Source organism: Stenotrophomonas sp., assembly GCF_059505245.1.
Genome location: NZ_JCACKF010000031.1, coordinates 26071 through 51980, shown reverse-complemented (window position 1 = coordinate 51980; position 25910 = coordinate 26071). Strand labels below are relative to the sequence as shown.

At 68.4% G+C, this 25910-nt stretch carries 19 protein-coding genes and 1 riboswitch; of the genes, 12 read left to right on the top strand and 7 right to left on the bottom strand.

Annotated elements, in window-relative coordinates; translation table 11 throughout:
- Positions 1–423: 423 nt before the first annotated feature.
- Positions 424–1845 (top strand): DEAD/DEAH box helicase, encoded by a 1422-nt coding sequence (locus AC5JLE_RS12345; RefSeq protein ID WP_014035874.1) that lies wholly within the window; start codon positions 424–426, stop codon positions 1843–1845.
- A gap of 541 nt (positions 1846–2386) precedes the next feature.
- Here the strand turns inward: AC5JLE_RS12345 and AC5JLE_RS12340 are convergent.
- Together AC5JLE_RS12340 and AC5JLE_RS12335 are read right to left on the bottom strand one after the other, a co-directional pair.
- Positions 2387–4981, bottom strand: coding sequence for a M14 family zinc carboxypeptidase (locus tag AC5JLE_RS12340; RefSeq protein ID WP_496065333.1), 2595 nt, complete (start codon positions 4979–4981; stop codon positions 2387–2389).
- A gap of 74 nt (positions 4982–5055) precedes the next feature.
- Positions 5056–7695, bottom strand: coding sequence for a TonB-dependent receptor plug domain-containing protein (locus tag AC5JLE_RS12335; protein ID WP_496065332.1), 2640 nt, complete (start codon positions 7693–7695; stop codon positions 5056–5058).
- 192 nt (positions 7696–7887) lie between these two features.
- Between AC5JLE_RS12335 and queD the strand changes: the two genes are divergently transcribed.
- Positions 7888–8250: a 6-carboxytetrahydropterin synthase QueD gene (gene queD / locus AC5JLE_RS12330; RefSeq protein WP_014645831.1), complete on the top strand. Its 363-nt coding sequence runs from the start codon at positions 7888–7890 to the stop codon at positions 8248–8250.
- Between the two features lie 118 nt (positions 8251–8368).
- Positions 8369–8716 (top strand): phasin family protein, encoded by a 348-nt coding sequence (locus AC5JLE_RS12325; RefSeq protein WP_014035870.1) that lies wholly within the window; start codon positions 8369–8371, stop codon positions 8714–8716.
- Between the two features lie 1022 nt (positions 8717–9738).
- On the opposite strand, the gene asnB is transcribed toward AC5JLE_RS12325, so the two are convergent.
- Positions 9739–11640: an asparagine synthase (glutamine-hydrolyzing) gene (gene asnB, locus AC5JLE_RS12320; RefSeq protein WP_049419261.1), complete on the bottom strand. Its 1902-nt coding sequence runs from the start codon at positions 11638–11640 to the stop codon at positions 9739–9741.
- A gap of 349 nt (positions 11641–11989) precedes the next feature.
- On the opposite strand from asnB, the gene AC5JLE_RS12315 reads away from it, so the two are divergent.
- Entirely contained in the window at positions 11990–12679 is a 690-nt protein-coding gene (locus tag AC5JLE_RS12315; protein ID WP_014645829.1) for a winged helix-turn-helix domain-containing protein, read from the top strand.
- Positions 12676–14022, top strand: a complete 1347-nt coding sequence (locus tag AC5JLE_RS12310; RefSeq protein ID WP_046428672.1) for an ATP-binding protein — start codon at positions 12676–12678, stop codon at positions 14020–14022. The genes AC5JLE_RS12315 and AC5JLE_RS12310 overlap by 4 nt, the downstream gene beginning before the upstream one ends.
- On the opposite strand, the gene AC5JLE_RS12305 is transcribed toward AC5JLE_RS12310, so the two are convergent.
- On the bottom strand, positions 14019–15488 hold the full coding sequence (locus AC5JLE_RS12305; protein ID WP_032959213.1) for a sensor histidine kinase: 1470 nt from the start codon (positions 15486–15488) through the stop codon (positions 14019–14021). The genes AC5JLE_RS12310 and AC5JLE_RS12305 overlap by 4 nt on opposite strands.
- Positions 15485–16204: a response regulator transcription factor gene (locus tag AC5JLE_RS12300; RefSeq protein ID WP_014645826.1), complete on the bottom strand. Its 720-nt coding sequence runs from the start codon at positions 16202–16204 to the stop codon at positions 15485–15487. The genes AC5JLE_RS12305 and AC5JLE_RS12300 overlap by 4 nt, the downstream gene beginning before the upstream one ends.
- A 144-nt stretch (positions 16205–16348) precedes the next feature.
- On the opposite strand from AC5JLE_RS12300, the gene msrB reads away from it, so the two are divergent.
- From msrB to AC5JLE_RS12280, 4 genes are all read left to right on the top strand, one after another.
- The gene (msrB, locus tag AC5JLE_RS12295) at positions 16349–16921 is read left to right on the top strand and encodes a peptide-methionine (R)-S-oxide reductase MsrB (protein ID WP_032959218.1); all 573 of its coding nucleotides are present in this window, start codon (positions 16349–16351) and stop codon (positions 16919–16921) included.
- Between the two features lie 2 nt (positions 16922–16923).
- Positions 16924–18690, top strand: a complete 1767-nt coding sequence (locus AC5JLE_RS12290) for a cytochrome c biogenesis protein DipZ (protein WP_164110307.1) — start codon at positions 16924–16926, stop codon at positions 18688–18690.
- A gap of 14 nt (positions 18691–18704) precedes the next feature.
- Complete coding sequence (gene msrA / locus AC5JLE_RS12285; protein WP_032959274.1) at positions 18705–19442, top strand: peptide-methionine (S)-S-oxide reductase MsrA; 738 nt, start codon at positions 18705–18707, stop codon at positions 19440–19442.
- A 242-nt stretch (positions 19443–19684) separates the two neighbouring features.
- The gene (locus AC5JLE_RS12280; protein WP_014645822.1) at positions 19685–21133 is read left to right on the top strand and encodes an aminotransferase-like domain-containing protein; all 1449 of its coding nucleotides are present in this window, start codon (positions 19685–19687) and stop codon (positions 21131–21133) included.
- A 75-nt stretch (positions 21134–21208) separates the two neighbouring features.
- On the opposite strand, the gene bioD is transcribed toward AC5JLE_RS12280, so the two are convergent.
- Positions 21209–21892 carry a dethiobiotin synthase gene (gene bioD, locus AC5JLE_RS12275; RefSeq protein WP_032959221.1) on the bottom strand — a complete coding sequence of 228 codons (684 nt, stop codon included), beginning with the start codon at positions 21890–21892 and terminating at the stop codon, positions 21209–21211.
- Positions 21893–21960: 68 nt separating this feature from the next.
- Here bioD and AC5JLE_RS12270 point away from each other — a divergent pair, with 68 nt between their 5' ends.
- Together AC5JLE_RS12270 and AC5JLE_RS12265 are read left to right on the top strand one after the other, a co-directional pair.
- Positions 21961–22443, top strand: coding sequence for a GAF domain-containing protein (locus AC5JLE_RS12270; RefSeq protein WP_032959222.1), 483 nt, complete (start codon positions 21961–21963; stop codon positions 22441–22443).
- Positions 22440–22802: a TfoX/Sxy family protein gene (locus AC5JLE_RS12265; RefSeq protein ID WP_014645820.1), complete on the top strand. Its 363-nt coding sequence runs from the start codon at positions 22440–22442 to the stop codon at positions 22800–22802. Before AC5JLE_RS12270 ends, AC5JLE_RS12265 begins: the two co-directional genes overlap by 4 nt.
- A gap of 90 nt (positions 22803–22892) precedes the next feature.
- On the opposite strand, the gene AC5JLE_RS12260 is transcribed toward AC5JLE_RS12265, so the two are convergent.
- The gene (locus AC5JLE_RS12260) at positions 22893–23471 is read right to left on the bottom strand and encodes a histidine phosphatase family protein (protein WP_049408270.1); all 579 of its coding nucleotides are present in this window, start codon (positions 23469–23471) and stop codon (positions 22893–22895) included.
- Positions 23472–23613: 142 nt separating this feature from the next.
- Positions 23614–23836: riboswitch (cobalamin riboswitch) on the top strand.
- A 115-nt stretch (positions 23837–23951) separates the two neighbouring features.
- Between AC5JLE_RS12260 and btuB the strand changes: the two genes are divergently transcribed.
- On the top strand, positions 23952–25793 hold the full coding sequence (btuB, locus tag AC5JLE_RS12255; RefSeq protein ID WP_032959224.1) for a TonB-dependent vitamin B12 receptor: 1842 nt from the start codon (positions 23952–23954) through the stop codon (positions 25791–25793).
- Positions 25794–25910 lie beyond the last annotated feature (117 nt).

Genomic DNA, 25910 nt, shown 5'->3' with positions numbered 1-25910 from the left:
GCCGCGACCTAGCCCCCTTGTTTGGTTTTCCGGCGCCCCCATCAACCGGCCCCCCCCCGCCAACCCTCAGGAAGCCAGCTTTTGACGTTGACGTGGCTCTGGCCCCGCGGGTGCAGGGCTGCAAGCCCTGCAGACACCCCCTACCTGAACAGGCCTTTTTGCGCGAAGTCTCGAACATCGTTTAGACTTGCAGAGTCTGCAGCGGCCGTCCGTTTCCCTCCGGGATCGCCGGCGACCAGGGTCCGCCCTCTTCGCCCGCCCCCACTCCGACGCCGTTCGTCACGCATTCCAGCCTGCGCTTCGTGCCGGCTGCACCCAATTCTCGCAGCGCGGTTCACGGGAACGCTCCGAGTCAGCCGATCAGTTTGATCTGCCCCCGTCTGTCCGCTCGGACAGGCGTTTCTTGTACTTGGAGCAAACTCAATGTCTTTTGAATCGCTGGGCCTGGCGCCCTTCCTGCTGCGCGCGCTCGCCGAGCAGGGCTACGAAAACCCGACCCCGATCCAGCAGCAGGCGATCCCGCTGGCGCTGGCCGGTCGCGACCTGCTGGCCGGCGCACAGACCGGCACCGGCAAGACCGCCGCGTTCGGCCTGCCGCTGCTGCAGCACCTGGGCACCGCCTCGCAGGAGGTACGTGCCGGCCCGCGCAAGCCACGCGCGCTGATCCTGGCCCCCACCCGCGAGCTGGCCACCCAGGTGCATGACAGCCTGCGTGGCTACAGCAAGTACCTGCGCATCCCCAGCGCCTGCATCTACGGCGGCGTCGGCATGGGCAACCAGCTGGACATCCTGCGCCGTGGCGTGGACCTGCTGGTGGCCTGCCCGGGCCGCCTGATCGACCACCTTGAGCGTCGCAGCGTCGACCTGTCCGGCATTGAAGTGCTGATCCTGGACGAAGCCGACCGCATGCTCGACATGGGCTTCCTGCCGTCGATCAAGCGCATCCTGGCCAAGCTGCCGAAGCAGAACCGCCAGACCCTGCTGTTCTCGGCCACCTTCGAGGACAACATCCGCCAGCTGGCGCTGGAGTTCATGCGCAACCCGGAACAGATCCAGGTAACGCCGAAGAACACCGTGGCCGAAACCATCACCCACCGCGTGCATCCGGTCGACGCCGGCCGCAAGCGCGACCTGCTGCTGCACCTGCTGGCGCAGGACAGCCGCGAACAGACCCTGGTGTTCGCCCGCACCAAGCATGGCAGCGACAAGCTGGCCACGTTCCTGGAAAAGTCGGGCATCAAGACGGCGGCCATCCACGGCAACAAGAGCCAGGGCCAGCGCCTGCGTGCGCTGGGTGACTTCAAGGCCGGCCGCGTGACCGTGCTGGTGGCCACCGACATCGCCGCGCGCGGCATCGACATCAACGAGCTGCCGAAGGTGATCAACTTCGACCTGCCGATGGTGGCCGAGGACTACGTGCACCGCATCGGCCGCACCGGCCGCAACGGCGCGACCGGCCAGGCGATTTCGCTGGTGGCGCAGGATGAAGTGAAGCTGCTGCGCGCGATCGTGCGCCTGCTGGGCCGCGACATGGACATCCGCGATGTGCCGGGCTTCGAGCTGCAGACGCCGATCCGCTGGGGCAACAGTGCGCCGGGCAAGGCCGAGCACGATACCGGTGAGCGCGCACCGCGCAAGAGCCACGCGCGCCGTCCGCACGGCGATGCGCCGCGCCATGCGCATGCTGGCCCGAAGAAGGCCGGTGGTGGCCGCCGCGAGGGCGGTGGCAATGGCCAGCAGCGTGCCGGTGCGGGCGCGGGTCAGGGCCAGCGTCGTGGCGGTGGCGGCAATGGTGGCGGCCGTGGCCGCGGCCAGGGTGGCAACGGCGGCGGTCGCGCCGGCTGATCCCAGCTGACATGGATGGCGCTTCCCGCTGCGCGGGGCTTCTTACCGAGGGACGGCGCTGACGCGCCGTCCTTTTTTTGTTGCTGGCTACCGTGAGTAGAAGCTGGCGGTGTGTTGCGCTGAGGGCGGATGGGCATGGGGCCAGCGCAAAACACGCCGTAAACCCATCCATGGGGGCTCGGTCGGCGCATCCATGCGCCTCACGGTTTTGCGCTGGCCCCATGCCCATCCGCTTCAAGCATTGCCTGCGCCTTCTTCTCCCGCCGGGTAGCCGGGAGAAGAAAGATCAAATTCAAATTCAAATTCAAAGGCAAAAGCCGAAGTCGCAATTCCTGGCTTTGCTTTTGCTTTTGCCCTCGCTCCCGCCTTGGGGTCTGACGCGTCCGCGCCCGCTGGAAACTGTCTTGGGGAGGCCGGGCGGGCTGCGCAGGACCGTTGGCGCCATGGATGGCGCCATCGAGCCCCCAAGTAGGGGTTTACGGCGTGTCCTGCGCAGCCCGCCCGGCCTCCCCCACACGCATCAATCAAGGCGCGCAAACCCTCAACCCCGCGCTTTACTCGGATTCACCAGATTCCCGAAGAAGATCGCGTTGATCAGCAGCCGGTCCGTGCCATGCCAGTACTTGCGATGCGCCGGATCATCGGCGAACAGCACCACGTTACCCTGCCCCTGCGCCGACACCAGCAGCCACGCGCTGCCCGCCACCCGCGTGCGGTTGCGCTCGGACAAGTAACCGTTCACCCGCGGCGGCGCGTCGATGCGTACCACCGTCGAGAACGGGTTCGCACTCGGCTGCAGCGTCACCGTGTTTTCCTTGTTGATCGCCAGTTGCCGGCGCGGCACGCCGAACGCCAACGGATGGCTGGTATCCACGTCGGCACTGAGGATGTTGCCGCTGACCCGCTCGATCGCGGCGATGTCGCGCTGGTCGCCGAACGCACGGCGGCTCTCGTCGGCAGTCTCTTCTTCCTTTCCGAGCTTCTCGCCGTCGGCCAGCTTCTGTTCGATCGCCCACTTCGAGGCGCTGCCGTAGGTCACCAGTGAACCTCCGGCCTGCACCCAGCGCTTCAGTGCGGCCACCGCCGTGGCATCGATGCCGGTGTAGGTGCCGCCGGACAGCACGATCGTGGTGTAGCGGTCCAGCGGCACCTTGCCCAGCTGCTGCGGGTCCAGCTTGCTGGCAGGCAGGTGCAGCTGCTGGTCGAGCAGGAACCACGCCGAACCGATCTCGGTGGCAGCCACGCCCTCGCCCATCACCAGCGCGACCGTGGGCTTGCGCAGCGCCTTGACGCCGTCACTGCCGAGGTCGATGCCTTCGCGGCTGCGGCCGCTGGGCAATGCGTGCACCTGCACACCCGCCTCGCGCGCGGCCGACGTCACTGCCTCAAGCAGCGCTGCGCCCTGCAGCGATTGCCCGATCACCGGAATCACCAGGCTGCCGGCGGCGAAGCTGACCTCGCCCTGCGCGGTCGCGGTGGTGAACGGCCGGAATGCCGCACGTGCGCTCACGCCCTTGCCCTGCAGTGCAGCCAGCGCGCGCCCGGCGTTGTAGTCGCGCCAGTCGATCGCGTAGGCAAATCCGGCCTGGCTACCCAGCACCGCGCCCTGCGCCGCCGGCAGCGCGGTCACGCGTGCACCGCCTTCGATACGGCTGCGGCTACCGGCGAAGGCCACGCCGTAGGCCGGTGCGATTGCATAGCTGGTGCTGCCGTAGAACACATCACCCTTGATCGGCGGCGTCTCGGCAAAGATCGAATGCACCAGGCGGAACTGCGCCTGTTGGACCGGCACAACGTAGGCGCTGCCGGCATCGAAGCGCTGGCCATCGACAGTGACGGCACGATCCAGCGCGCGCACCTCGACGCGATGCAGCAGCAACAGTTCCAGCAGGCGACGGGTCAGGGCCGGGTCATGCGCATCACCGAACACGAAGCTCTTCACCGGCTGCTGTGCGGCCTGCTTCAGCGCGCTCTGGAAGAACTGCTTCTGCAGGTCGAACAGGCCGCTGCGCTCGGTCACTGCGCCACGCACCGTGCCCAGCCCGGTGGCGACCTGGTTGCGGATGGTGAACGGGAACGTCAGCAGGCCATTCACCGATTCCTGCACGCGGCCGCGCGAGCTGGCCTGTTCGACGGTCACGCCGACGGCACCATGGAAGTCCGGGTAGGTCGAGCCGTATACCGGCGAGAAGTTGTCGAAGTTCTCGCCGGTGTAGTACAGCGAGCCCAGCGCATCCAGCGCCTGCGCGTGGTACCTGGCCAGGGTCTTGTTGAATTCGTACGACGCCGCGGGAATCAGCGGACTGTGCATGCTCTTCGGCGAGGGCTCGAAGTAGTAGGTGCTGTCCTTGCCCATTTCGTGGAAGTCGATCTGCACGTTCGGGTACCACTGGTGGAACACCTCCACCTTCGGCCGCGAGTCCTGCTGGGTCAGGGCCAGCCAGTCGCGGTTGAGATCGGTGAAGTAGTGGTTGGTGCGCCCTTGCGGGAACGGTTCGACGTGCTCCTTGTCGACCGGGTCGGCCGAGGCCGGATCGGAGGCCCACGCGTTGTGCCAGTTGGCGGCACGATCGCGACCGTCCGGATTCTGCGCCGGGTCGAACAGCACCACCGCCTGCTGCAGCCACTGCTGGGTTTCGGCGCTGCGGTTGGCCACCAGGTAGTAAGCCGTCAGCATCGCCGCCTCGGCACTGGAGGTCTCGTTGCCATGCACGCTGTATCCCAGCCACACCACCACCGGGCTGTCGCCCGCCGCACTGCGCGGCTGCGCCGGATCGGCCAGGGTCGCGTGCTGCTGGCGGATCTGTTCCAACCGCGCGTGGTTGCCTGCGGCAGTGACAGTGGCGATCAACAGCGGGCGGCCCTCATAGCTGCGGCCGATCTCGCGCACGCTGATCCTGTCCGAGCGCCGGGCCAGTTCCTGGAAGTACGCCACCAGCTGGTCGTGCCGGGTGTAACGGCTGCCGATCGGATAGCCGAGGAACTGCTCCGGCGTGGGCACGGCGGTATCGAACGCCGCTGCATCGGCAGCCTGCGGAAAGAAGTAGGTGCTCTGTGCCTGTACCGGCTGCGGCTGGAACAGTGCGGTGGCGGCGGCAAGCAGCAACGGAAGAACGGCACGACGATGCAAGGACACAGTGACTCCCCTGGAACACAACGGCAGGCGGTCGCGCGACCGGTCCCTTGGGGAGACCGGTCGCAGCGGGTGGATCAGAAGCGGTAGTCGAAGCCCAGCGTGAAGTAGCGGCCGCGCAGGTCGTACTGGCTGAAGTCGTACGGCGCGCGGATGCCCGGGAACGAGGCATCGTACGGCGGCGTCTTGTCGGCCAGGTTCTGCACCTTGGCGTACACCGTCAGCTTGTCGATGCCGGTGTAGGCCAGGTACAGGTCGTACTGGCTGTAGCTGCCGACGCGCTGCTGCACGGCCTTGGCGGCGGTGCTGGCCTCCTGGCGGTAGCTGCTGGTGTAGTACCAGGTCACCGCGGCGTTGAAGTCGCCGTATTTCCAGTCCAGGGTGGTGGTGGCCTTGCCCTTGGGCAGGGTCGCGCCGAGGTTGCTGCCGGCGTAGTCGACCAGCGGGCCACCGACCACGGTCGGGCGACGGTAGTCGCGCACGTGGGTGTAGGCGGAGGACACGGTGAAGTCGCCGAGCGCAGCGGTCGGGATGCGCTGGCGCAGCTCGACGTCGATGCCCGAGGTCTTCAGCTCGCTCAGGTTCTGGTAGCGGTTGTAGACGGCCTGCAGCTTGCCGCGCTCGTCGCGCTGCACGGCGCCGGCCACGTTGTCGTTGACCAGGGTCTGGGTGTTGTTGGTGCCGACCAGGTTGTCCAGCTGGATGCGGTAGTAGTCCACGCTGAGGTTGGTGTTGGCCCATGGCGACAGCACCACGCCGAAGTTCACGCTCTTGGTGCGCTCGGGCTTCAGTGCGTTGTTGCCAACGGTGAAGAAGGTCGGATTCTGGCGCGAGCCCGGCACGTCCGGATCACGCGGGTCGGCCACGCTGCCGTAGGCGATGCTGGTGCTGTTGGAGTTCTCCGACAGCGACGGTGCACGGAAGCCCTTCGACGCCGAGGCACGCACCAGCAGGAAATCGAGCGGCTGCCAGCGCAGGCCGATCTTCGGCGAGAACGCATCGCCGAAATCATCGTAGTGATCGGCACGCGCGGCGGCGGACAGTTCCAGGGTCGAGGCCAGCGGCACGTTCACTTCGGCGTAGGCGGCACTGACCTGGCGCTGGCCATGTACTTCGGCGATGGCCGGGCGCACCTGCAGGCCGGCATCGATCTGCCACGGGTTGTTGGAATCGAGCTTCTCGCGGCGCCACTCGGCACCGGCGGCGAAGCCGATCTCGCCAGCCCAGGTGTGGCCCAGGCTGCCGGAAATCTTGGCGTCGACGCCCTGCAGCTTGGACTCGGCCGGACGCAGCGTGGCGATGTTGATCGAATCACGTACCGACTGCGGCGTGGCCGCCGGATTCAGCAGGTTGTAGCTGCCGGTGGCCAGCGCATCGGCCAGCGCCCAGCGATTGGCGAAGCCGCCGGACACGCTCTCACGCTCGCTGCTGCGTGCGCCGAATGCAGCCACTTCCCAGTCCCAGTTCGCAGTGGTGCCACGCAGGCCGAACACGCCGCGATAGGCGGTGGAACGGTTGGTCTTGATCGTGCCGCCGAGGTCGAAGAAGGTGTATTCGATCGGGATCGCACGGCCGTACGGGTTGTACGGATTGTTGGCCGGCAGCAGCGACGACACCGGTTCGGCCAGGCCACTGTTTGCGTTCAATGCGAAGCGGCCGCTCTCCAGGGTGAAGAACGGGCTGCTGCCGAACCATGCGGCACTCTTGATCTGGCTGTACAGCACTTCGCCGAAGGCTTCGACGTTGTCGTTCAGGCGGAAGGTACCGTTGGCATAGGCCTGGTAGCGCTTGGTCGAGGGGATCAGCGTGGTGAACGGGGCCTGGTTGAAGCCGCAGGTGTCGCCGGCCAGGCCGTCGATCGGCGCGCTGGCGACGCGGGTGGTACCGACCGGGCAGTTGCCGTTGGCGTCGAGCATCGGCACCGACACGCCGTTGACCAGGTAGCGCGCGCCCTTGGCCGACCAGCCGTTCCAGCGGCCACCGGGCTTGTCGGTGTAGATGCCGCTCTTGGTCAGGTTGCGTTCGTCCTGGTCCAGGCGCTCGCGGTTGTAGCCCTGCAGGCTGAAGAGGATGTTGTAGCCGTCGGTGTCCAGATCACCGAGGCCACCGACGAACTTCAGGTTCTGCTCGTGCAGGCCGCCCTGGTCGGCACCGCCGAAGCTGCCGCCGATCTCGGCGCCTTCGAAGTTTTGCCGGGTGATGATGTTGACCACGCCGGCCACGGCGTCGGAACCGTACACCGCCGAGGCGCCGTCCTTGAGCACTTCGATGCGCTCGACCGCGACCAGCGGCAGCGCGTTGAGATCGACGAAGGTGTCAGACAGGCCACCGGCCGGGAAACCATAGTTGGCCAGGCGGCGGCCGTTGAGCAGCACCAGCGTGTTCTTCTGCGACAGGCCGCGCAGGCCGATGCCGGCCGAGCCGGAGGCCCAGCCGTTGTTGGTGGTTTCGTTGCTGGCGTTGCCGGTGTTGGCCGAGATCGAACGCAGCACATCTGCCACGGTAGCCTTGCCGGTCTGTTCCAGCTGCTGGCGGCCGATCACCTGCACCGGGTTGGAGGCCTCGGTATCGGTGCGCTTGATGTTGGAACCGGTGACACGCACGGCGGCCAGGGTGCTGGCTTCGCCACTGGCGTCGGCGGAGGTTTCGGCGGCGGCAGACAAAGGCGCGGCCAGAGCGACGGCCAGGGCCGCCACGAGCAGGGAGTGCTTGGGCATGACGATGTGGGGGAGGTGGTAAGGGCGATGAAGTTCCGCAGTAGTCCATGCCTGGCCCGGGTCCGGCCAATAACATCTCTTCATACGGATATAAGAGAAACTATCATCTCTTCATCCGGATGGAAAGAGTTACTTCACGAGAGCCCGGCATCCGCTCAGGATGGCCGGCCACCTGCGGCGTACAATTGCGCCATGGAAATCTTCAAAGTCTTCATGCTCGAGGCGGCGCACCGCCTCCCCAACGTACCGCCGGGGCACAAGTGCGCGCGCCTGCACGGCCACTCGTTCCGGGTGGAACTGAAGGTCGAGGGCGAGCCGGGTGCGCAGACCGGCTGGATCATGGATTTCGGTGACGTGAAGGCGGCCTTCCAGCCGATCTACGATCGCCTGGACCATCACTACCTCAACGACATCCCCGGTCTGGAGAACCCGACCAGCGAGAACCTGGCGGTGTGGATCTGGAACGAGCTCAAGCCCGGCCTGCCGGCGCTGAGCGAGATCACCGTGCACGAAACCTGCACGTCGGGGTGCCGTTACCGCGGCCCCACTGCCTGATCAACCCATTGATCTGAAAGGTGTTTCAAAGGCGCCCCGCGCGCCTTTGTTATTTTTGTTGCATTGCCGCATCAAGGGCGTATGCTGCAATGCATCAAGCCACTCCCTGACGCCCCCCATGGCCGCCGCCTTCAGCGATCGCTTCAGTGATGCCACCCGCCAGCTCGCCGCCGCGGCAACGCGCGCGAACCGGTTGGCGTTGGAGAACGCGGAAAGCATGTTCGGCGTGCAGCTGAAGGTGATGGAGCGCAACCTGACTGCGACCGGCGGCTGGCTGGGTGAACTGGCCCGCGGCGAGGATGCGGCCGGGACGCTCTCCAAGGGCGCGCAGCTGTGGCAGGACAACCTGCAGCGGCTGGGCCAGGCCCAGCAGGACGTGGTCGGTCTCGGCCTGCAGGCCAGCAAGGCCTGGTCCGAACTGGTGCAGGGCTACAACGAATCAACGGCGGACGCGAACAACCACTGACGCGACGCAACACTCATTGCGTGGGTCCCTCCCCCCACGCAATCCGGACCCGGCAGATCCCTCCCTCTGCCGGGTCTTTTTTTGCTTGTCGTTTCGATACCGAAGCGCGTCTTCGTGCGACGTCTCTGCAGGCTGAAGGGCCCCGCCGGGGCGGGCAGGGGTCTGGGCAAATGTCCCCCGGCGCCGGCCGTTGGCCGTCACCTCCTCCTTTACTTTGCCCAGACCCCTGCCTGCCCCGACGAGGCTCGGCGTGCGGTGAGGAGAGCGCAGCACGCGCGGCAGCCTCTCAACGAGGCGCCGGAGGACATTCGTACGCAAGGGCATCCGTCCTGCGCCGCGCAGAATGCATCCGCCACAAGCGTGTCTTCGTCCTGATTCGCCGCGAACTGAAGGGCCCCGCCGGGACAGGCAGGGGCCTGGGCAAATGTCCCCCGGCGCCGGCCGTTGGCCGTCCCCTCCTCCTTTACTTTGCCCAACCCCCTGCCCGCCCCGACGAGGCTCGGCTTGCGGTGGGTAAGGCTGCGAACAATCTGCCTTCAATGAGGCGCCGACAAACTCCCAACGCCGGGCGGAGGCCCTTGCGTACGAAGTAAAGGGGGAGGTGACGGCCAACGGCCGGCGCCGGAGGACATTCGTACGCAAGGGCATCCGCCCTGCGCCGCGCAGATTGAACCCGCCGCACGCATGTCTTCGTCCCGATTCCCCGCGAACTGACGGGCCCCGCCGAGACAGGCAGGGGCCTGGGCAAATGTCCCCCGGCGCCGGCCGTTGGCCGTCCCCTCCTCCTTTACTTTGCCCAACCCCCTGCCCGCCCCGACGAGGCTCGGCTTGCGGTGGGTAAGGCTGCGAACAATCTGCCTTCAATGAGGCGCCGACAAACTCCCAACGCCGGGCGGAGGCCCTTGCGTACGAAGTAAAGGGGGAGGTGACGGCCAACGGCCGGCGCCGGAGGACATTCGTACGCAAGGGCATCCGCCCTGCGCCGCGCAGATTGAACCCGCCGCACGCGATGCAGGAACGGCTCAGCGCCCGCGACCACCGTGCCAGTGCTGGTGCCACGCCTGGAACATCAGCACGTTCCACAGGTGTGTGTGCCACTTGCGCTCGCCCCGCAGGAACGCCTCCCAGACACCACGCACGCGTGCCACATCGAAGCAGCCCTGGTTGCGCAGCAGCTGCGGATCCAGCAGTGCCTCCGCCCAGTCGCGCAACGGACCGGCCAGCCAGCGGGCCATCGGCGGGCCGAAGCCGCGCTTGGGGCGATACACCAGCGGTTCCGGCAGGTAGCGCGCCAGCAGGTGCTTGAGGATCAGCTTGTGCTCGCCATCGTGGTACTTCAGGTGCTGCGGCAGCCGCCAGGCCAGGCGCACCACCTCCATGTCCAGCAGCGGTGCACGGGTTTCAACACCCGCCGCCATGCCCGCGCGATCAACCTTGGCCAGGATGCCCTCGGCCAGGTCCATGCGGAAATCCAGCAGCTGGATGCGCGCCTCGGCCGGCAGCGCCGTGTCCTGCTGCTGGAAGATCGTCACCGGTTCGCGCGCACCCAGCACCACCTGCGCCGGCTGCCGCCAGCGGGTCACGCGCTGCAGGTAGTGGCCTTCCACATCATTGGCAGCCACCTCGGCCACCAGGGCGCGCCAACCACCGAGGCGGCCGCGCTCGACGTTCATGCGGTTGCCGCTGCGCCGCGCCAGGTCGCGTACCCAGTCCGGCAGGCCACCACACAGGCGCGCATTGCGCAGCGCGCGGCCATAGCTGGGATGCCCGAAGAACAGTTCATCGCCACCGTCACCGGTCAGTGCCACCGGCTTGCGCGCCCCCAGCAGTTCACTGGCCAGCAACGTCGGCAGCTGTGAAGCGTCGGCAAAGGGTTCGCACCAGACCTGCGGCAGGCGCTGCAGCAGGTCCAGGCCCTGGCGCGCGTCCATGCGATGCAGGTGGTGCTGCACGCCCAGATGGCGCGCGACCTGCGACGCCCAGTCGCTCTCGTCATGCCCCGGATCGTCGAAGCCGACCGTCCACGCTTCGATCGGCAGGGTCGATTGTGCCTGCATCATCGCCGTCACCAGCGAGGAGTCGGTACCGCCGGACAGGAACGCGCCGCACGCCAGGGGCGAGTGCATGCGTGAGGCGATGGCCTTCTGCAGTACCGCTTCAAGCTGGTCGGTGGCCTGTTCCAGGCTCGGCGCCGGCTGCAGCGGCTCCTGCAGTGCACTCTGCATCGCGTCGCGTGCGCACCAGTAACGCGCGCCGCCCTGCGCGGCCTGGCTGGAGCAACCCGCGGCATGGTCGCTGAGATCGATACGCAGCATCGCGCCCGCCACCAGTTTGTGGATGCCACGGTAGATGGTGTGCGGCGCCGGCACATAGTCGTGGCGCAGCAGCAGGCTCAGGGCATCCTGGTCGATGCTCGGCGCGAAGCCGGCGAATGCCTGCAGCGCCTTCAACTCCGAGGCGAACAGGAACTGGCCCTGGTACCAGCCGTAATACAGCGGCCGCTCGCCCACCGGATCACGGGCCAGCCACAGCACGCGCGACTCCCGGTCCCAGACGCTGAAACCGAAGGCGCCTTCGATGCGCGACAGCGCCCGCTGCACGCCCCATTCGACGATCGCCTGCAGCAGCAGCCGCGCATCGCTGCAACTGCGGGGCAGATCGCGCAGCTGCGCCTGCAGGTCGCCGCGGTTGTACAGGCGGCCGTCCAGGCACAGCACGTAGCGACCGCAGTCCGAGCTCAGCGGCTGCAACGGCGTATCGGTCGGCGCCCGGCAATGGCCCAGCGCGAGGCCGGCCTCGGCGTCGGTCCAGTAGCCGATGCGGCCACGCCCACGCTGCTGCAGCGCGCGCAGCATCGGGGCCAGCTGCTGCAGCAGCTGCTCATCCTCGGCGGGCGGCAGCCAGGCCCCGACCACGCCGCTCATCGGAAGCCTCCGCACTGGCAGCGGCGGGACAGGTTCGGCAGGCAGGGGGCGGCGGGCGACATGGGGACGGCACGCGGAGCGGAGGAGACTCCATGCTCGGCGCGGGGGCGCGCGGCGTCAGTCGCTTTGCTGTCAGCGATCGTCACCAGCCGTATCACGAAGGTAACGTTTTGTAACAGCAACAGGCTATGCTGGCCGCCAAGTTGTTGCCGGGACTGAGACCCGGCCCGCGCGCCAGCAACCCCGGCTGAATGGCGCCCGCCCCCGGGACCCGGGCGGCCCGAAGCCTGGGATAGCATCGCCGCGCTCGTGCCGTGGCGGTACGTTTGCGCCCACGGAGGCCTTGGAAATGCTGGATATCGTACTGGTCGAAGACGATGCCCGCCTGGGAACGATGGTCAGCGACTACCTGCAACGGCATGGCTACCAGGTGGCCCACGAGCGCAGCGGCGAGCGCGCCGTGGCCCGGATCCTGGCGGAGAAGCCGGCCCTGGTGCTGCTCGATGTGGGCCTGCCCGACCAGGATGGTTTCGAAGTGTGTCGGCAGATCCGGCCCCACTATGACGGCATCATCTGCGTGCTGACCGCCCGTACCGACAACATCGACCAGGTGCTGGGCCTGGAACTGGGGGCCGACGATTACATCGGCAAACCCATCGAACCGCGGGTGCTGCTGGCCCGCCTGCGCGCCCACCTGCGCCGCCACCGCCGGGTCGAACCGCGTGACGGCAGCCTGCGCTTCGGCGAGCTGAGCATCGACCCGTCCACCCGCAACGTGCACCTGCAGGGCAGCCTGCTGGAGCTGACCACCGCCGAGTTCGACCTGCTGTTCCTGCTGGCCAGCAATGCCGGCCAGATCCTGGACCGCGACGCGCTGCTGCGCGGCCTGCGTGGCATCGCCTTCGATGGCCTGGACCGCTCAATCGATGCCCGCATCTCGCGCCTGCGCCGCAAGCTGGGCGACAACCCGGAGCAGCCGGAACGGATCAAGACCGTCCGTGGCCGCGGCTACCTGTTCAGCCGCTCGGCATGGGGATGAAACGCACACCGTCGGCGATGCGCGGCCACGCCTTCCACTTCCTGCGCTACGGCATCGGTTTCCTGGTCGCCCACCTGTTGTTGATCGTGCTGGGCCTGTGGGCCTGGGACGCCCTGCTGGAAGACCGCACCGAAGCCGGCCTGCAGGCCGAGATGCGCGGCACGCACGCGCTGCTGCAGCATCGCTTCGCCGAAACCCCGCGCGAGCAGTGGCCGGCACTGGCGCGCGAACTCGACGCCGATTTCGCCTACGCGCTGCGCATGGTGCCGCTGGCCGAGGCGGTGAAGGCGCTGCCGGCCAGCCAGCGCCCGCCGTTCAACAACGGCCGCGTACAGATCGACCTGGAGCACATGCGCAGCCTGCAGCGGATCGGCGACAGCGACTACGCCGTGATGCTGGGCCCGTTGGACGAGGCGCTGCCGGACGAAGGCTGGCAGGACAGCGAAGTATCCGGTGTGGCGATCCTGCTGCTGATCCTGATGGTGGCGGTGGCACTGCCGATGTACGTGATGGTGTACCGGCTGTGGCGCGACGTCTCGCAGTTGGCCCAGGCGGCCCGCCGCATGCGCGACGGCCAGCTGGACACGCGTGCGCCGCGCGCCGGCACCGCGCTGGTGCGGCCGCTGGCCAACGCCTTCAACCACATGGCCGAGCAGCTGCAGCAGCTGCTGGAAAGCCAGCGCGTGCTGGCCCAGGCGGTCGCGCACGAGGTGCGCACGCCGTTGGCACGGATGCGTTTCGGCCTGGCCGACCTGGAGGACACCGCGCTCGATGATGTGCAGCGCGATGCACTGGGCGGGCTGCGCACCGACGTTGATCGCTTGCAGCACCTCACCGATGCCGGCGTCGAGTACGCCGCCCTCGGTCGCTGCCATCAGCTGACCCGACAGCGCCTGCAGCTGGCGGCGCTGGTGCGCGGCGTGATGGCCCAGTTCGCACCGTTGCCGATGCCGGTGCAGCAGGCGTTGTCGCCGGTGGGCCTGGTCAACGTCAACCGGCACATGCTGGAACTGGCGCTGCGCAACCTGCTCGGCAATGCGCTGCGTTACGCGCGTCGGCAGATCCGCATCGCCAGCACGGTCAATGACGGCTGGCTGTGCCTGCAGGTGGAGGACGACGGCCCCGGCATCGCACCGGAACTGCGCGGCCAGGTGCTGCAACCCTATGTGCGGCTGGACCCGGGCAGCCCCGGCTTCGGCCTCGGGCTGGCGCTGGTGCAGGTGGTGGCCGACAAGCATGGCGGCCAGGTCGAGGTGACCGATTCGGCGCTGGGCGGCGCCTGCATCCGCCTGCACCTGCCGCTGGAAACCGGCGGTGTCGTGGAGGCCGAGGCAGCCTGCTAGACCGCCGTTTCCGCGCGCGGCAAGGCAAACACGAACAGCGCGCCTCGTTCGCTGTCGCGCAGTTCGATGCGGCGGCCATGCAACTGCACGATGCGCTGCACGATCAACAGGCCCAATCCGCCGTTGTCGCCACGCCGCGCGCCGAGCGCGGCCGGTGCCTGGAACAGCTGGGTACGCAGCGCCGGGGCTACCCCGGGGCCATCATCGGCGACGCAGACCTCCACGCTGTCGGCGGTCGCGCGCAGGCGCACCTCGATCTGGCCACCCTCGGGTGCATGGCGCAGCGCGTTGTCGAGCAGGTTGGTCAGCACCCGCTCGACCAGGCCCAGGTCCGCACGGACCAGCGGCAGGCCAGGCGGAAACGCCGCGTGCAGCTGCTGGCCACGCGCCTGTGCCGCCAGTTCGAACTTCTGCAGCACGTCCTGCAGCAGCTCCGGCAGCGCAAACACTTCCCACTCCAGCCGCACTTCGCCGTGCTCCAGCCGCGCCAGTTCGAACAGCGCGCGCGCCAGCCGGCCGACCTTGGCGCTCTGTGCCAGCGCAATGCCGAGATAGCGGCGGCGCTCATCCGGTGACAGCGTGGCGTCCTTCAACGCCAGCGTTTCCAGGTAGCCGTGCAGCGACGACAACGGCGTGCGCAGGTCGTGCGAGATGTTGGCGACCAGTTCACGGCGCTGCAGATCCTGCTGGCGCAGTTGCTGCCACTGCTCGCCCAGCCGCTGCGCCATCTGCGCGTGCGCATGTTCCAGGATCACCAGTTCGTCGCGCTCACCAGCGCGCAGCGGCTCCGGCGGCGGCAGCGGCGTCGGCGCATCGATGTCAAAGGCCTGGATCCGCCGGGTCAGCCGCCGCAACGGACGCGTCACCCAGTAGAATGCGACCAGCCCGGCCAACAGGCCGAGGCTGCCGACCAGCACCACCGACCACAGCGTGGTGTTCCACTGGCTGCCGGCGGCAAGATCGTCGGCGAGCATCTGCCGGTGCTCGCCGACCAGCACCACGTACACATAGCCGGCCGGCCGGCCCTGCACGATCAATGGTGCAGCGCTGAACACCTTGCGGCCATCGGCGCTGCGCGGGTCATCGCCGAGGATCGGCAGCGGTGCACCGGCCAGCAGGCGACGCAACGGCGCCACGTCCACCCGGTTGCGCACCAGATGTCCACTGGGTGCATCGTGACCGAGGATGCGGCCCTGGTCGTCCAGCAGGTAGACCTCGACGCTGGGGTTGACCGCCATCAGCTGGCCGAACAGCGCGCGCACCGCGGCATCGCGCATGCCGCTGGTGTCCATCAGCTCGCTGCGCTGGGCGATGTGTTCGGCCAGGCCCAGCGACAGCCGCTGCACGACTTCCTGCTCGTGGCGGGTGTTGGCACGCATCTGCAGTGCCAGCAGCGCCATGCAGCACATCAGCATCAGCGCGGCGGTCACCACCGCCAGCTTCTGCCACAGGTTCGGCTTGATCATGCCGCCGCCCCGGCCGGGTCGACCAGCTTGTAGCCGCGGCCCCACACCGTCAGCAACCGCCGTGGGTTGGCCGGGTCGGGTTCGATCTTGCTGCGCAGGCGGTTGATGTGGGTGTTGACCGTGTGCTCGTAGCCATCGTGCTGGTAGCCCCAGACCTGGTTGAGCAGTTCCATGCGCGCGAACACCTGGTCCGGATGACGGGCGAAGAACAGCAGCAGGTCGAACTCGCGCGGCGTCAGTTCCAGCGTGTTGCCATCCACCGAAGCGGTGCGCGCGACCGGATCGAGCTGCAGCCCACCCAGCTCGATCGCGCCGGCATCGATGCGCGCGCTCTGCGCCATCGCCTCGGCGCGGCGCAGCAGCGCACGTACCCGTGCCACCAGTTCCGGCATCGAAAAGGGTTTTGCCAGGTAATCGTCCGCGCCCAGTTCCAGGCCGACGATGCGCTGCGTTTCACTGCCGCGCGCGCTGATGATGATGATCGGGACATACCGCGCCATCGCGCGTGCGCGCTGGCACACCTGCAGCCCGTCCACGCCGGGCAGCATCACGTCCAGCACCAGCGCATCCCACGGGCCGTCCTGCTCGAGCAGGCGCAGGCCGGCATCGCCGCTGGCGGCATGGGCGACGTCGTAGCCCTCATCACCCAGGTGCATGCGCAGCAGGTCGGCGATGTGGGCATCGTCTTCAACGATCAGCACGCGTTTGGTCGACATCGGCAGCTCGGGGCCAGTGGGGAGGCTGGCTGCATTGTGGCGCGGGACGGCCGCCGATACCTCACGAAAAATTGAATCCTGCGTGAGGATTCGTTGACCCGGGCGGGCGCAGCATGGCCCCGTCGCCCCTTCCCGGAGTCCGCCATGTCCCTCTCCCGCCGCCATCTGCTGGGCCTGGGCGGTGTCGCCACCGCCGCCGGCCTGTTCGGCCTGGGGGCCTGCAGCCGCGCCGCCCCGGCCGCCGCCGAAGCGCGCCCGTCGCGACAGTTCGAGGTCATGCACAGCGATGCCGAGTGGCGCCAGCGACTGACGCCGGCGCAGTACGCGGTGCTGCGCCAGCAGGCCACCGAGCGCCCCTGGAGCAGCCCGCTCAACAAGGAACACCGGCAGGGCACCTTCGCCTGCGCCGGGTGCGCACTGCCGCTGTTCTCCTCGTCCACCAAGTTCGAGAGCGGTACCGGCTGGCCCAGCTTCTGGGCGCCGCTGCACAACGCCATCGGCGAAGACCGCGACGTCACCTTCGGGATGCTGCGGGTGGAGGTGCATTGCCGCCGCTGCGGCGGCCATCTCGGCCATGTGTTCAACGATGGGCCACGCCCCACCGGGCTGCGCTACTGCATGAACGGTGCGGCGATGGTGTTCGCTCCCGGCGCCACGGATGGCACTGCCGACGGCTGGCGGGTGCCGGTCGGTTCTTCCCCTGCTTCCGGAGCCTGACGATGCTGCTGTTGCTGCTTGCCTATCTGGGGGGCGCGCTGACCCTGCTCAGCCCCTGCATCCTGCCGGTGCTGCCGTTCGTGTTCGCGCGTGCCGATCGCCCGTTCCTGCGCAGCACGCTGCCGCTGCTGCTGGGCATGGCGCTTACCTTTACCGTGGTCGCCAGCCTGGCCGCGGTGGGCAGCCAATGGGTGGCACAGGCCAACCAGGTCGGACGCTGGGTCGCCCTGCTGCTGATGGCGTTGTTCGCGGTCGCCCTGCTCTGGCCACGACTGGCCGACCACCTGCTGGCGCCGTTCCAGCGCATGGGTGCCCGCCTGAGTGCGCGCGCCGATGCGGCGGATGCCGCGGGGCACGGCGGCGCGTGGACCTCGCTGCTGATCGGCATCGCCACTGGCCTGCTGTGGGCACCGTGTGCCGGGCCGATCCTCGGTCTGGTGCTGACCGGCGCCGCCCTGCATGGCGCCAGCGTCGGTACCACTGCGCTGCTGCTGGCCTACGCACTGGGTGCGATCACCGCATTGGCGCTGGCGGTGTGGATCGGCGGCCGGGTGTTCCGCGCGATGCAGGCGCGGCTCGGCCTCGGCGATGCACTTCGCAAGGTGCTGGGTGTGGCCGCGCTGCTGGCCGTCGTGGCGATCGGCCTCGGCTGGGATACCGGCCTGCTGACCCGCTTGTCCACGGTCAGCACCGCCCGTATCGAGCAACGCCTGCTGGATGCAGTGCCCGGCGCGCAGCCGGCGGCACCGCCGATGATGATGGCCGGCGCCAATGCCGGTGCCGATGCAGCGCTGCCGGTGGAGGGCACGCTGCCCGCGCTGGACGGTGCCACTGGCTGGCTCAACAGCCCGCCGCTGAGTGCACAGCAGCTGCGCGGCAAGGTGGTTCTGGTCGATTTCTGGACCTATTCCTGCATCAACTGCCTGCGCGCGATGCCGTTCGTGCACGAATGGGAGCGACGCTACCGCGACCACGGCCTGGTGGTGGTCGGCGTGCACACGCCGGAGTTCGCCTTCGAGCGTGACCCACGCAACGTGATGAAAGCGGTGCAGCAGCTGAAGGTCGAGTACCCGGTGGCGCTGGACAACCAGTACACGATCTGGCGCGCCTTCAACAACCGCTACTGGCCGGCGCAGTACTTCGTCGACGCGCAGGGCAATATCCGCGGCCACCAGTTCGGCGAGGGCAACTATGCGCGCTCGGAACAGATGATCCGTCGCCTGCTGACCGAAGCCGGGCAGACCAATCTGCCGCCACCGGCCGATCCCGCTGCCGCCGGCCTGAAGGGCGTGGCCGTGCAGGCCGACATGGGCAACCTGCGTTCGCCGGAAACCTACCTGGGCCACGCCCGCGCCGAGCAGTTCGCCTCGCCCGGCGGGCAGCGCAGCGACGCCGCGTTCGACTACACGCTGCCGGCCACCCTGGCGTTGAACCAGTGGGGGCTGTCCGGGCGCTGGACCGTCACCGATGAGGCCGCACAGCTGCAGCAGGCCGGCGGCCGCATCGCCTTCCAGTTCCATGCGCGCGACCTGCACCTGGTGCTGGCACCGAGCGAGGACGGCAGGCCGGTGCGCTTCCGCGTCTGGCTGGACGGCAAAGCGCTGCCCGCCGCCGATGCCGGCAGTGATGTTGGTGCCGATGGCAGTGGCGTGGTCGACGAGCACCGCCTGTACCAGCTGGTGCGCCAGCGCGGCGCAGTCGGTCCGCATCGCTTCGAGATCGAGTTCCTCGATGCGGGCGTGCAGGCCTATGCCTTCACCTTCGGTTGAACCGGGAGGACATGATGAAACTCTCCTTTGAACAGGGCATCGCCGCCGGTGTGGCCGGCCTGGTGGCCACGGCCTTGATTGCCGGTGTGCTGCTGGTTGACCACGGCGCGATTGCGGCGCCGGTCGAGGCCAGCGCGCAGATCCAGGCACTGCCGGCCCCCACCGGCGATGCGGCGTTCCGCGATGACGCCAGCCACGCCAGCGTGGTGTTCGCCGGTGGTTGCTTCTGGGGTGTGCAGGGCGTGTTCCAGCACGTCAAGGGCGTGAGCAATGCCGTGTCCGGCTACATCGGTGGCAGTGCGGCCAATGCGCGTTATGAGCGCGTCAGCGGTGGCCAGACCGGCCATGCCGAAGCAGTGAAGATCGACTACGACCCGCGCCAGGTCAGCTACGGGCAGCTGATGCAGGTGTTCTTCTCGGTGGTGCACGACCCGACCCAGCTCAATCGGCAGGGGCCGGACCACGGCAGCCAATACCGCTCGGCGATCTTCAGTGACGACGCACGCCAGCAGGCTGCCAGCCGCGCCTACATCGCCCAGCTCGGCCAGGCCGGCAGCTACCGCGCGCCGATCGTCACCCAGCTGGTCAGCGGCCAACGCTTCTACCCGGCCGAGAGCTACCACCAGAACTACATGACCAACTACCCGCAGGCGGCCTACATCCGCTACTACGACGCACCGAAGCTGGCCGCGCTGGGCAGGCAGTTCCCGGCGCTGTACCGGCGCGAGGCGGTGCTGGTGCCGATGCGGTAGCCGGCATTCCCCCTTGGGCTGACCGACGCTCGGCGGTGCTCTCTGTAGAGCCGAGCCCACGCTCGGCTGCTGTTGGCGGGAGTGCAGCCGAGCATGGGCTCGGCTCTACACACAGAAAAAGACGCACGGCCATCCAGCCGTGCGTTTGGGAAGTATCGGCCGTGCCCCGATCAGGCCCGGCCGACAACGACATGCTAGGCTCGCCATCATCATGGGTACAGCACCAGATGGTGGGAAATTCGATGGATACAGATGACCAGAGCGCGATGATCCCACCCCGCTACCAACGGCTGTCCGATGAGCTGGCCGAGGCCATCCACGGCGGACGCCTTCCGGTTGGCAGCCGCCTGCCTTCGCTGCGGCAGATGGCCCTGCAGCGCAGGCTCAGCCTGAACACGGTGATTGCCGCCTATCGCCAGCTGGAGGACGCCGGCCTGGTCATTCCGCGGCCCAAAGCCGGCTTCGAGGTGGCGCCGCGCTTGTCGGTGCCAGAGCGTTCGCTGCGTGATACCCCGTCCGCACCCACCGCACCACTGCAGCAGGTGCTGATGGCCCGCGTGCTGGAAGCACAGCGCCGCCCCGGTGTGATCGACCTGGCCTTTGCCGGTCCGCGCGGGCGCCAGTTCTATCCGGGCGCGCAGCTGGCCCGGCATACCGCACAGGTGCTGCGCCACGGCCAGCAGACGGTGGAGACCTACGCGCGCCCCAACGGCTCGCCACGGCTGCTGGCGCAGATCGTGCGGCGTGGCCCGCGCATGGGGCTGCACACCCACAGCGAACGCCTGCTGCTGACCCATGGTGCGATGGAGGGCCTGCAGCTGGCGCTGCGCGCGGTCACCCAGCCCGGTGATGCGGTCGGCATCGAGGCACCGTCCTACTTCAACCTGTATCCGTTGCTGGCCAACCTCGGCCTGCAGGCCATCGAGCTGCCCACCCATCCGCAGCACGGACTGGATGTGGACGCGCTGGACGCGCTGCTGCAGCACACACCGCTGGCCGCACTGGTGGTGATGCCGACCGTGCACAACCCGCTCGGCTGCACCATGCCGACCGCCGCCAAGCAGCGCCTGGCCGAGCTGGTCAACGCACGGCAGCTGCCGCTGATCGAGGACGCGGTGTACGCCGAGCTGCAGTTCTGCGAACCGCCGGCGCCCCTGCTGAAGGCCTTCGATCGCGACGGCTGGGTGATGGTGGTCGGAGGTTTCTCCAAGACACTGGCGCCGGATTACCGCATCGGCTGGCTGGATGGCGGCCGCTTCGCCGAGCGCATCGCGCTGCTGAAATTCCAGTCCACCGGCGGCGAGCCGCAGCTGCTCGGTGACGCGGTCGCGGCGTATCTGGAAGCGGGCAGCTACGAGCACCACCTGCATCGCATGCGCCGGCTGTACCGCGAACAGGTGGGACGGCTGCGCCAGCTGGTGGCCGAGCACTTCCCAGCCGGCACCCGCGCCACCGAACCGCAGGGCGGATTCCTGCTGTGGCTGGAACTGCCGGGCGTGGATACGCGCGAGCTGTTCGAGCGAGCGCTGCAGGAGGACATCGTGTTCATGCCCGGCCAGGTCTATTCACGTGGCGCGCGATACCGCCACTGCCTGCGGCTGTCGTGCTGCCAGACCCTGGATGCGCGCTTCATCGGCGCGGTGGAACGACTGGGCGCGATCGCGCGGGAGCTGGCGGCCGCAGCACGGTAGTGCCGGCCGCTGGCCGGCAACATCGGGATCACCGGGTGGATGCGGTTGCCGGCCAGCGGTCGGCACTACCCAGGATCACTCGAGCAGGTGCGCGCTCAGCGCTTCGCCATCCGCACCCGGCAGATGCGGCAGCCGTCCCCAGCACGGCATCGGCAGGCGCTGCTGCAACGTGGCGATGTTCTCATCCTGGCGCTGCATCGCAGGGTCGATGTGGTTGCCGATCCAGCCCAGGCACTGCACGCCGCTGGCCTGCAGCGACTGCGCAGTCAGCCGCGCATGGTTGACGCAGCCCAGCCGCATGCCCACCACCAGCAGCACCGGCAACTGCAGTGCTCGCACCAGGTCCAGCTGGTCCAGCGTGGCCGAGACCGGCGCCAGCCACCCACCGACGCCTTCCACCACCACGATGTCGGCCTGTGCGCGCAGTCGCGCGAACGCAGCGACGATCGGCGCCAGTTCCACCTGCACGCCGTCCTCGGCAGCGGCCAGCTCCGGTGCCAGCGGCTGCCGCAGCGCATACGGGTTCAGATCGGCATAGTCCGGCACCGGCCAGCTGGCTGCCTGCAGCGCCAGCGCGTCTTCGTTGCGCAGGCCCTGCCCCAGGTCTTCGCTGCCGCTGGCCACCGGTTTCATGCCCACCGCGCGCAGGCCACGCCGGCGCAGCGCATGCAGCAGCGCGGTGCTGGCCGCGGTCTTGCCGATCTCCGTATCGGTGCCGGTAATGAACAGGGCGGGCGGCAGCGTAGCGGGCAACGGCATCGATGGGCTCCAACAGGGCAACAGAGCGTGCATTATCGTCGGCCCGGCGCGCTTGCTAGACTGCGGGCATGTTCGCCAATGCCTCGCTTACCGGCAGCAAGCCGGAACAATACGCCCAGCTGCTGGAACAGGCCCGTGGCCTGGTCTACGCCGAGTCCGACCGCATCGCCAACGCGGCCAACCTCTCCGCACTGGTCTACCACGCCCTGCCCGACCTGAACTGGGTGGGTTTCTACCTGTACGACGGCAAGGAACTGGTGGTCGGCCCGTTCCAGGGCCTGCCGGCCTGCGTGCGCATCCCGCTGGACAAGGGCGTGTGCGGTGCCGCCGCCAGCCAGCGCGTGACCCAGCGCGTGGACGACGTCGATGCCTTCCCCGGCCATATCGCCTGCGATTCGGCCTCGCGTTCGGAACTGGTGGTGCCGCTGCTGCGCGGCGATGAACTGATCGGCGTGTTCGACATCGACAGCCCCAAGATCGGCCGCTTCGATGCCGATGACCAGGCCGGCCTGGAAGCCATCGCCCGCGTGTTCGTCGAGGCGCTGGGATGAGCGCGCCGAAGCTGCGCAACATCGGCCCCAAGAGTGCAGCGTGGCTGCGCCAGGTCGGCCTGCGCAGCCGCGAGGACCTGGTTGCGACCGGCGCAGTCGGCGCCTTCGTCAAGGTCAAGCGCGCCGGCTTCAAGCCCAGCCTGAACCTGCTGTACTCGCTGGAAGGCGCGCTGCTGGACTGCCACTGGCAGGAACTGAGCGAGCCGCAGCGTGAGGCGCTGGTGCAGGATTACGAAGCACGCATCGCCGCGCATCCGCTGAAGGCGGCCGGCCCGGCGTCGGGTCCGGTGCATGAGCAGCGCTTCGATGCCGACGATGACGCGGAAGACAGCGTGACCGAGGATGCGGACGAGGATTGACGGCCTGGTAGTGCCGGCCGCTGGCCGGCAACTGCATGATCTTCGCAGCGTTCCCGAGACTGCCGGCCAGCGGCCGGCACTACCGATGGGTTACGGCTGCTGCAGTTCCAGCAGCTCGCCTGCCAGCCCGGCTTCGCCACGTTCCAGCCGTACCCGCAGGCGCGTGCCGTGGTCGATGCGCAGTGCCCAGCACAGCGACATCGGCAGGCCGCAGACCTGCGACAGCACCATGCGCAGCGGGCCGCCATGGCTGACCACCAGCGTCGGCACCGGGTCGTCATCATCGAGCAGTCGATCCAGCGCGCGCGCGATACGCCGCTCGAAGTGGCCCCAGCTTTCACCGTTGGGCGGTGGGAATGCATGCGGATCGGCATGGAAGGCCGCCAGTGCATCCTCCGGCAGGTCGAACAGCGACTGCCCGTCCCAATCGCCGAAATCCAGCTCTTCCCATTCCTCCTCCGCTTCCACGTCCAGCCCGCGCGGGGTGGCCAGGGCCATCGCCGTGTGCAGCGAGCGCAGCCGCGGCGAACTGATCACCCGTTCCCAGGGCTGCGCAGCGTAGGCGTCGACCAGTTCCTGCGGCAGGCGGGCCAGCTGCGGTGGATCGCTGCGGCCATCGAGGAACTCATCGCGACCGTTGCCGGCATGGCGGACCAGGTCGAGGATCATGCGTGCGTCCTGTACAGGCAACGCGGGAACAGCGGAAAACGGGCGGACATCGGCAACGGCACCACGGGATCGAGGGACCATTCTAAGGGCACAGCAAAGGCAGTCGGGTACGCTCGACGCTACGGGCCGCCTGCGATGCCGTAGACTGCGCGCACTTCCAGGTGACCTGCGGCCATGGCCGGCAGGTTGAAACGGGAAGCCGGTGACGCGTGAATCCACGCCAGGCCGGCGCTGCCCCCGCAACGGTAAGCACGTCAGTTCCAGGCAACAACGCCACTGTGCCGCAGGCATGGGAAGGCGCCTGGACGGTGGCCTCGCGCCACCCGGCGGCAAGCCCGGAGACCGGCCCGGAAGCCTCAGGTCGCGGTGCGGTGGGCATGGCGCTGGATGACCGCAGCCTGCGCTGCGGCGTCGGCGCATGCCTGCCTTCGCGGCTCCTCCCCTTCGCCACGCGGGCGTGCGTGGCACCTGGAGTCCCCCATGAAGCTGCAGTCCCGAATGCTGTCCCTGGCCGTGCTGGCCGCCCTGCCCGCGCTGGCCCAGGCCGCCGATGACACCACCGCGCTCGACCAGATCCTGGTCACCGCCACCCGCACCCCGATCGCCCTGCAGGACAGCATCGCACCAGCCCAGGTGATCGACCGCGCGCAGATCGAATCCAGTCAGGCCACCTCGTTGCAGGAACTGCTGCGCGGCCGCGCCGGCATCAACCTGACCAATGCCGGCGGGCTCGGCAAGCAGAGCTCGCTGTTCCTGCGCGGCACCAACTCGGGCCACACCGTGGTGCTGGTCGATGGCGTGCGCATCAACAGTGCCGACCTCGGCCTGGCCATGTACCAGGACCTGCCGCTGGCGCAGATCGAACGCGTGGAAATCGTGCGCGGCCCGCAGTCCAGCCTGTACGGCGCCGACGCCATCGGTGGCGTGATCCAGATCTTCACCCGCCGCAACCAGGGCGATTTTGCTCCGCACTTCCAGCTCGGTGGTGGCAGCAACGGCCTGCGCGAAGCCAGCGGCGGCATCGGAGGTGGCACCGAACGCGGCTGGTTCGGCGCCGACATCGCCTACCAGCATTCCGATGGCGTCGATGCCTGCCGTGGCTCGGCGACGCTGTTCACCGGCTGCTTCGCCGACGAACCCGACCGCGACGGCTACCGCAACCTGTCCAAGAGCCTGCGTGGCGGCTACACCTTCAACGACCAGTGGAATGTGGAAGGCAGTGCGCTGCGCGCCGACGGCAGGAACCACTACGACGGCTATTACAACTACTCGGAAATCCGCCAGCAGGTGCTGGCCGGCAAGGTGCGCTACACCCCGTCCGGGCGCCTGGCCTTCACCGCCAACGTCGGCCGCAGCGACAACGAGTCGGACAACTTCGGCGACTTCGGCGCACGCGGCAGCGCGCAGACCCACCGCGACAGCGCCTCGCTGCAGGGTGACTTCACCTTGACCGGAAGCCAGCTGCTGAGCACCGGCGTGGACTGGAGCGAAGACAACCTGGATGGCAGCAGCGCGGGCTACCTTGTCGACAGCCGCCGCAACACCGGTGTATTCGTGCAGTACCAGGGCCGCTTCGGCCGCCACCAGCTGCAGGCCAGCGCGCGCAACGACGACAACCAGCAGTTCGGCAACCACGCCACCGGCAGTCTCGGCTGGGCAATGCAGCTGGACCACGGCCTGCGCGTCAATGCCAGCTACGGCACCGCCTTCAAGGCACCGACCTTCAGCGACCTGTACGACCCGTGGAGCGGCGTGCCGACGTTGAAGCCGGAGAAGTCCAAGAGCGCCAACCTCGGTGTTTCGCAGCAGGGCCAGGGCTGGCATTGGGGCCTGGACGTGTACGAGACCCGCATCGATGACCTGATCACCTACGATGCGTCCACGATGAAAATGCAGCAGGTGGAGAAGGCGCGCATCCGTGGCGCCGAACTGACCGGTGGCGTGCTGCTGGCCGGCTTCGACCTCAACGCGCAGCTGAGCTACACCGACCCGCGCAACCGCACCCATGGCAGCACCCAGTTCGACAACTGGCTGCCGCGCCGTGCACAGCAGACCGCGCGCCTGGACGTCGACCGCCGCTTCGGCGATTTCCGCGCCGGCCTGACCGTGCAGGGTGCGGGCAAGCGCTATGACGATGCCGCCAACGCGGTGAAGGTCGGTGGCTACGGCACGCTGGACCTGCGCGCCGAGTACGCGCTGACGCCGGCGTGGTCGCTGCTGGCACGTGCCGCCAACGTGTTCGACCGCCGCTACGAGACGGTGGCGTGGTTCAACCAACCCGGCCGCGAATACCAGCTGAGCGTGCGTTACCAGCCGAAATGACCGCGACGGTCATGGTAGTGCCGGGCCCGGGGCGGCCCCAACGTGAACCACCGCAAACTACACCGGGTTGGCGGCCCCCCGCCGGCCCAAACCCCAGCCGCACCCCAGCAACCCCCC

Bases quoted from the DNA above. Each gene is read 5' to 3' on its own strand.
- AC5JLE_RS12345 (WP_014035874.1), top strand. From the start codon at position 424: ATGTCTTTTGAATCGCTGGGCCTGGCGCCCTTCCTGCTGCGCGCGCTC.
- AC5JLE_RS12335 (WP_496065332.1), bottom strand. From the start codon at position 7,695: ATGCCCAAGCACTCCCTGCTCGTGGCGGCCCTGGCCGTCGCTCTGGCC.
- queD (WP_014645831.1), top strand. From the start codon at position 7,888: ATGGAAATCTTCAAAGTCTTCATGCTCGAGGCGGCGCACCGCCTCCCC.
- AC5JLE_RS12325 (WP_014035870.1), top strand. From the start codon at position 8,369: ATGGCCGCCGCCTTCAGCGATCGCTTCAGTGATGCCACCCGCCAGCTC.
- asnB (WP_049419261.1), bottom strand. From the start codon at position 11,640: ATGAGCGGCGTGGTCGGGGCCTGGCTGCCGCCCGCCGAGGATGAGCAG.
- AC5JLE_RS12315 (WP_014645829.1), top strand. From the start codon at position 11,990: ATGCTGGATATCGTACTGGTCGAAGACGATGCCCGCCTGGGAACGATG.
- AC5JLE_RS12310 (WP_046428672.1), top strand. From the start codon at position 12,676: ATGAAACGCACACCGTCGGCGATGCGCGGCCACGCCTTCCACTTCCTG.
- AC5JLE_RS12305 (WP_032959213.1), bottom strand. From the start codon at position 15,488: ATGATCAAGCCGAACCTGTGGCAGAAGCTGGCGGTGGTGACCGCCGCG.
- AC5JLE_RS12300 (WP_014645826.1), bottom strand. From the start codon at position 16,204: ATGTCGACCAAACGCGTGCTGATCGTTGAAGACGATGCCCACATCGCC.
- msrB (WP_032959218.1), top strand. From the start codon at position 16,349: ATGTCCCTCTCCCGCCGCCATCTGCTGGGCCTGGGCGGTGTCGCCACC.
- AC5JLE_RS12290 (WP_164110307.1), top strand. From the start codon at position 16,924: ATGCTGCTGTTGCTGCTTGCCTATCTGGGGGGCGCGCTGACCCTGCTC.
- msrA (WP_032959274.1), top strand. From the start codon at position 18,705: ATGAAACTCTCCTTTGAACAGGGCATCGCCGCCGGTGTGGCCGGCCTG.
- AC5JLE_RS12280 (WP_014645822.1), top strand. From the start codon at position 19,685: ATGGATACAGATGACCAGAGCGCGATGATCCCACCCCGCTACCAACGG.
- bioD (WP_032959221.1), bottom strand. From the start codon at position 21,892: ATGCCGTTGCCCGCTACGCTGCCGCCCGCCCTGTTCATTACCGGCACC.
- AC5JLE_RS12270 (WP_032959222.1), top strand. From the start codon at position 21,961: ATGTTCGCCAATGCCTCGCTTACCGGCAGCAAGCCGGAACAATACGCC.
- AC5JLE_RS12265 (WP_014645820.1), top strand. From the start codon at position 22,440: ATGAGCGCGCCGAAGCTGCGCAACATCGGCCCCAAGAGTGCAGCGTGG.
- AC5JLE_RS12260 (WP_049408270.1), bottom strand. From the start codon at position 23,471: ATGATCCTCGACCTGGTCCGCCATGCCGGCAACGGTCGCGATGAGTTC.
- btuB (WP_032959224.1), top strand. From the start codon at position 23,952: ATGAAGCTGCAGTCCCGAATGCTGTCCCTGGCCGTGCTGGCCGCCCTG.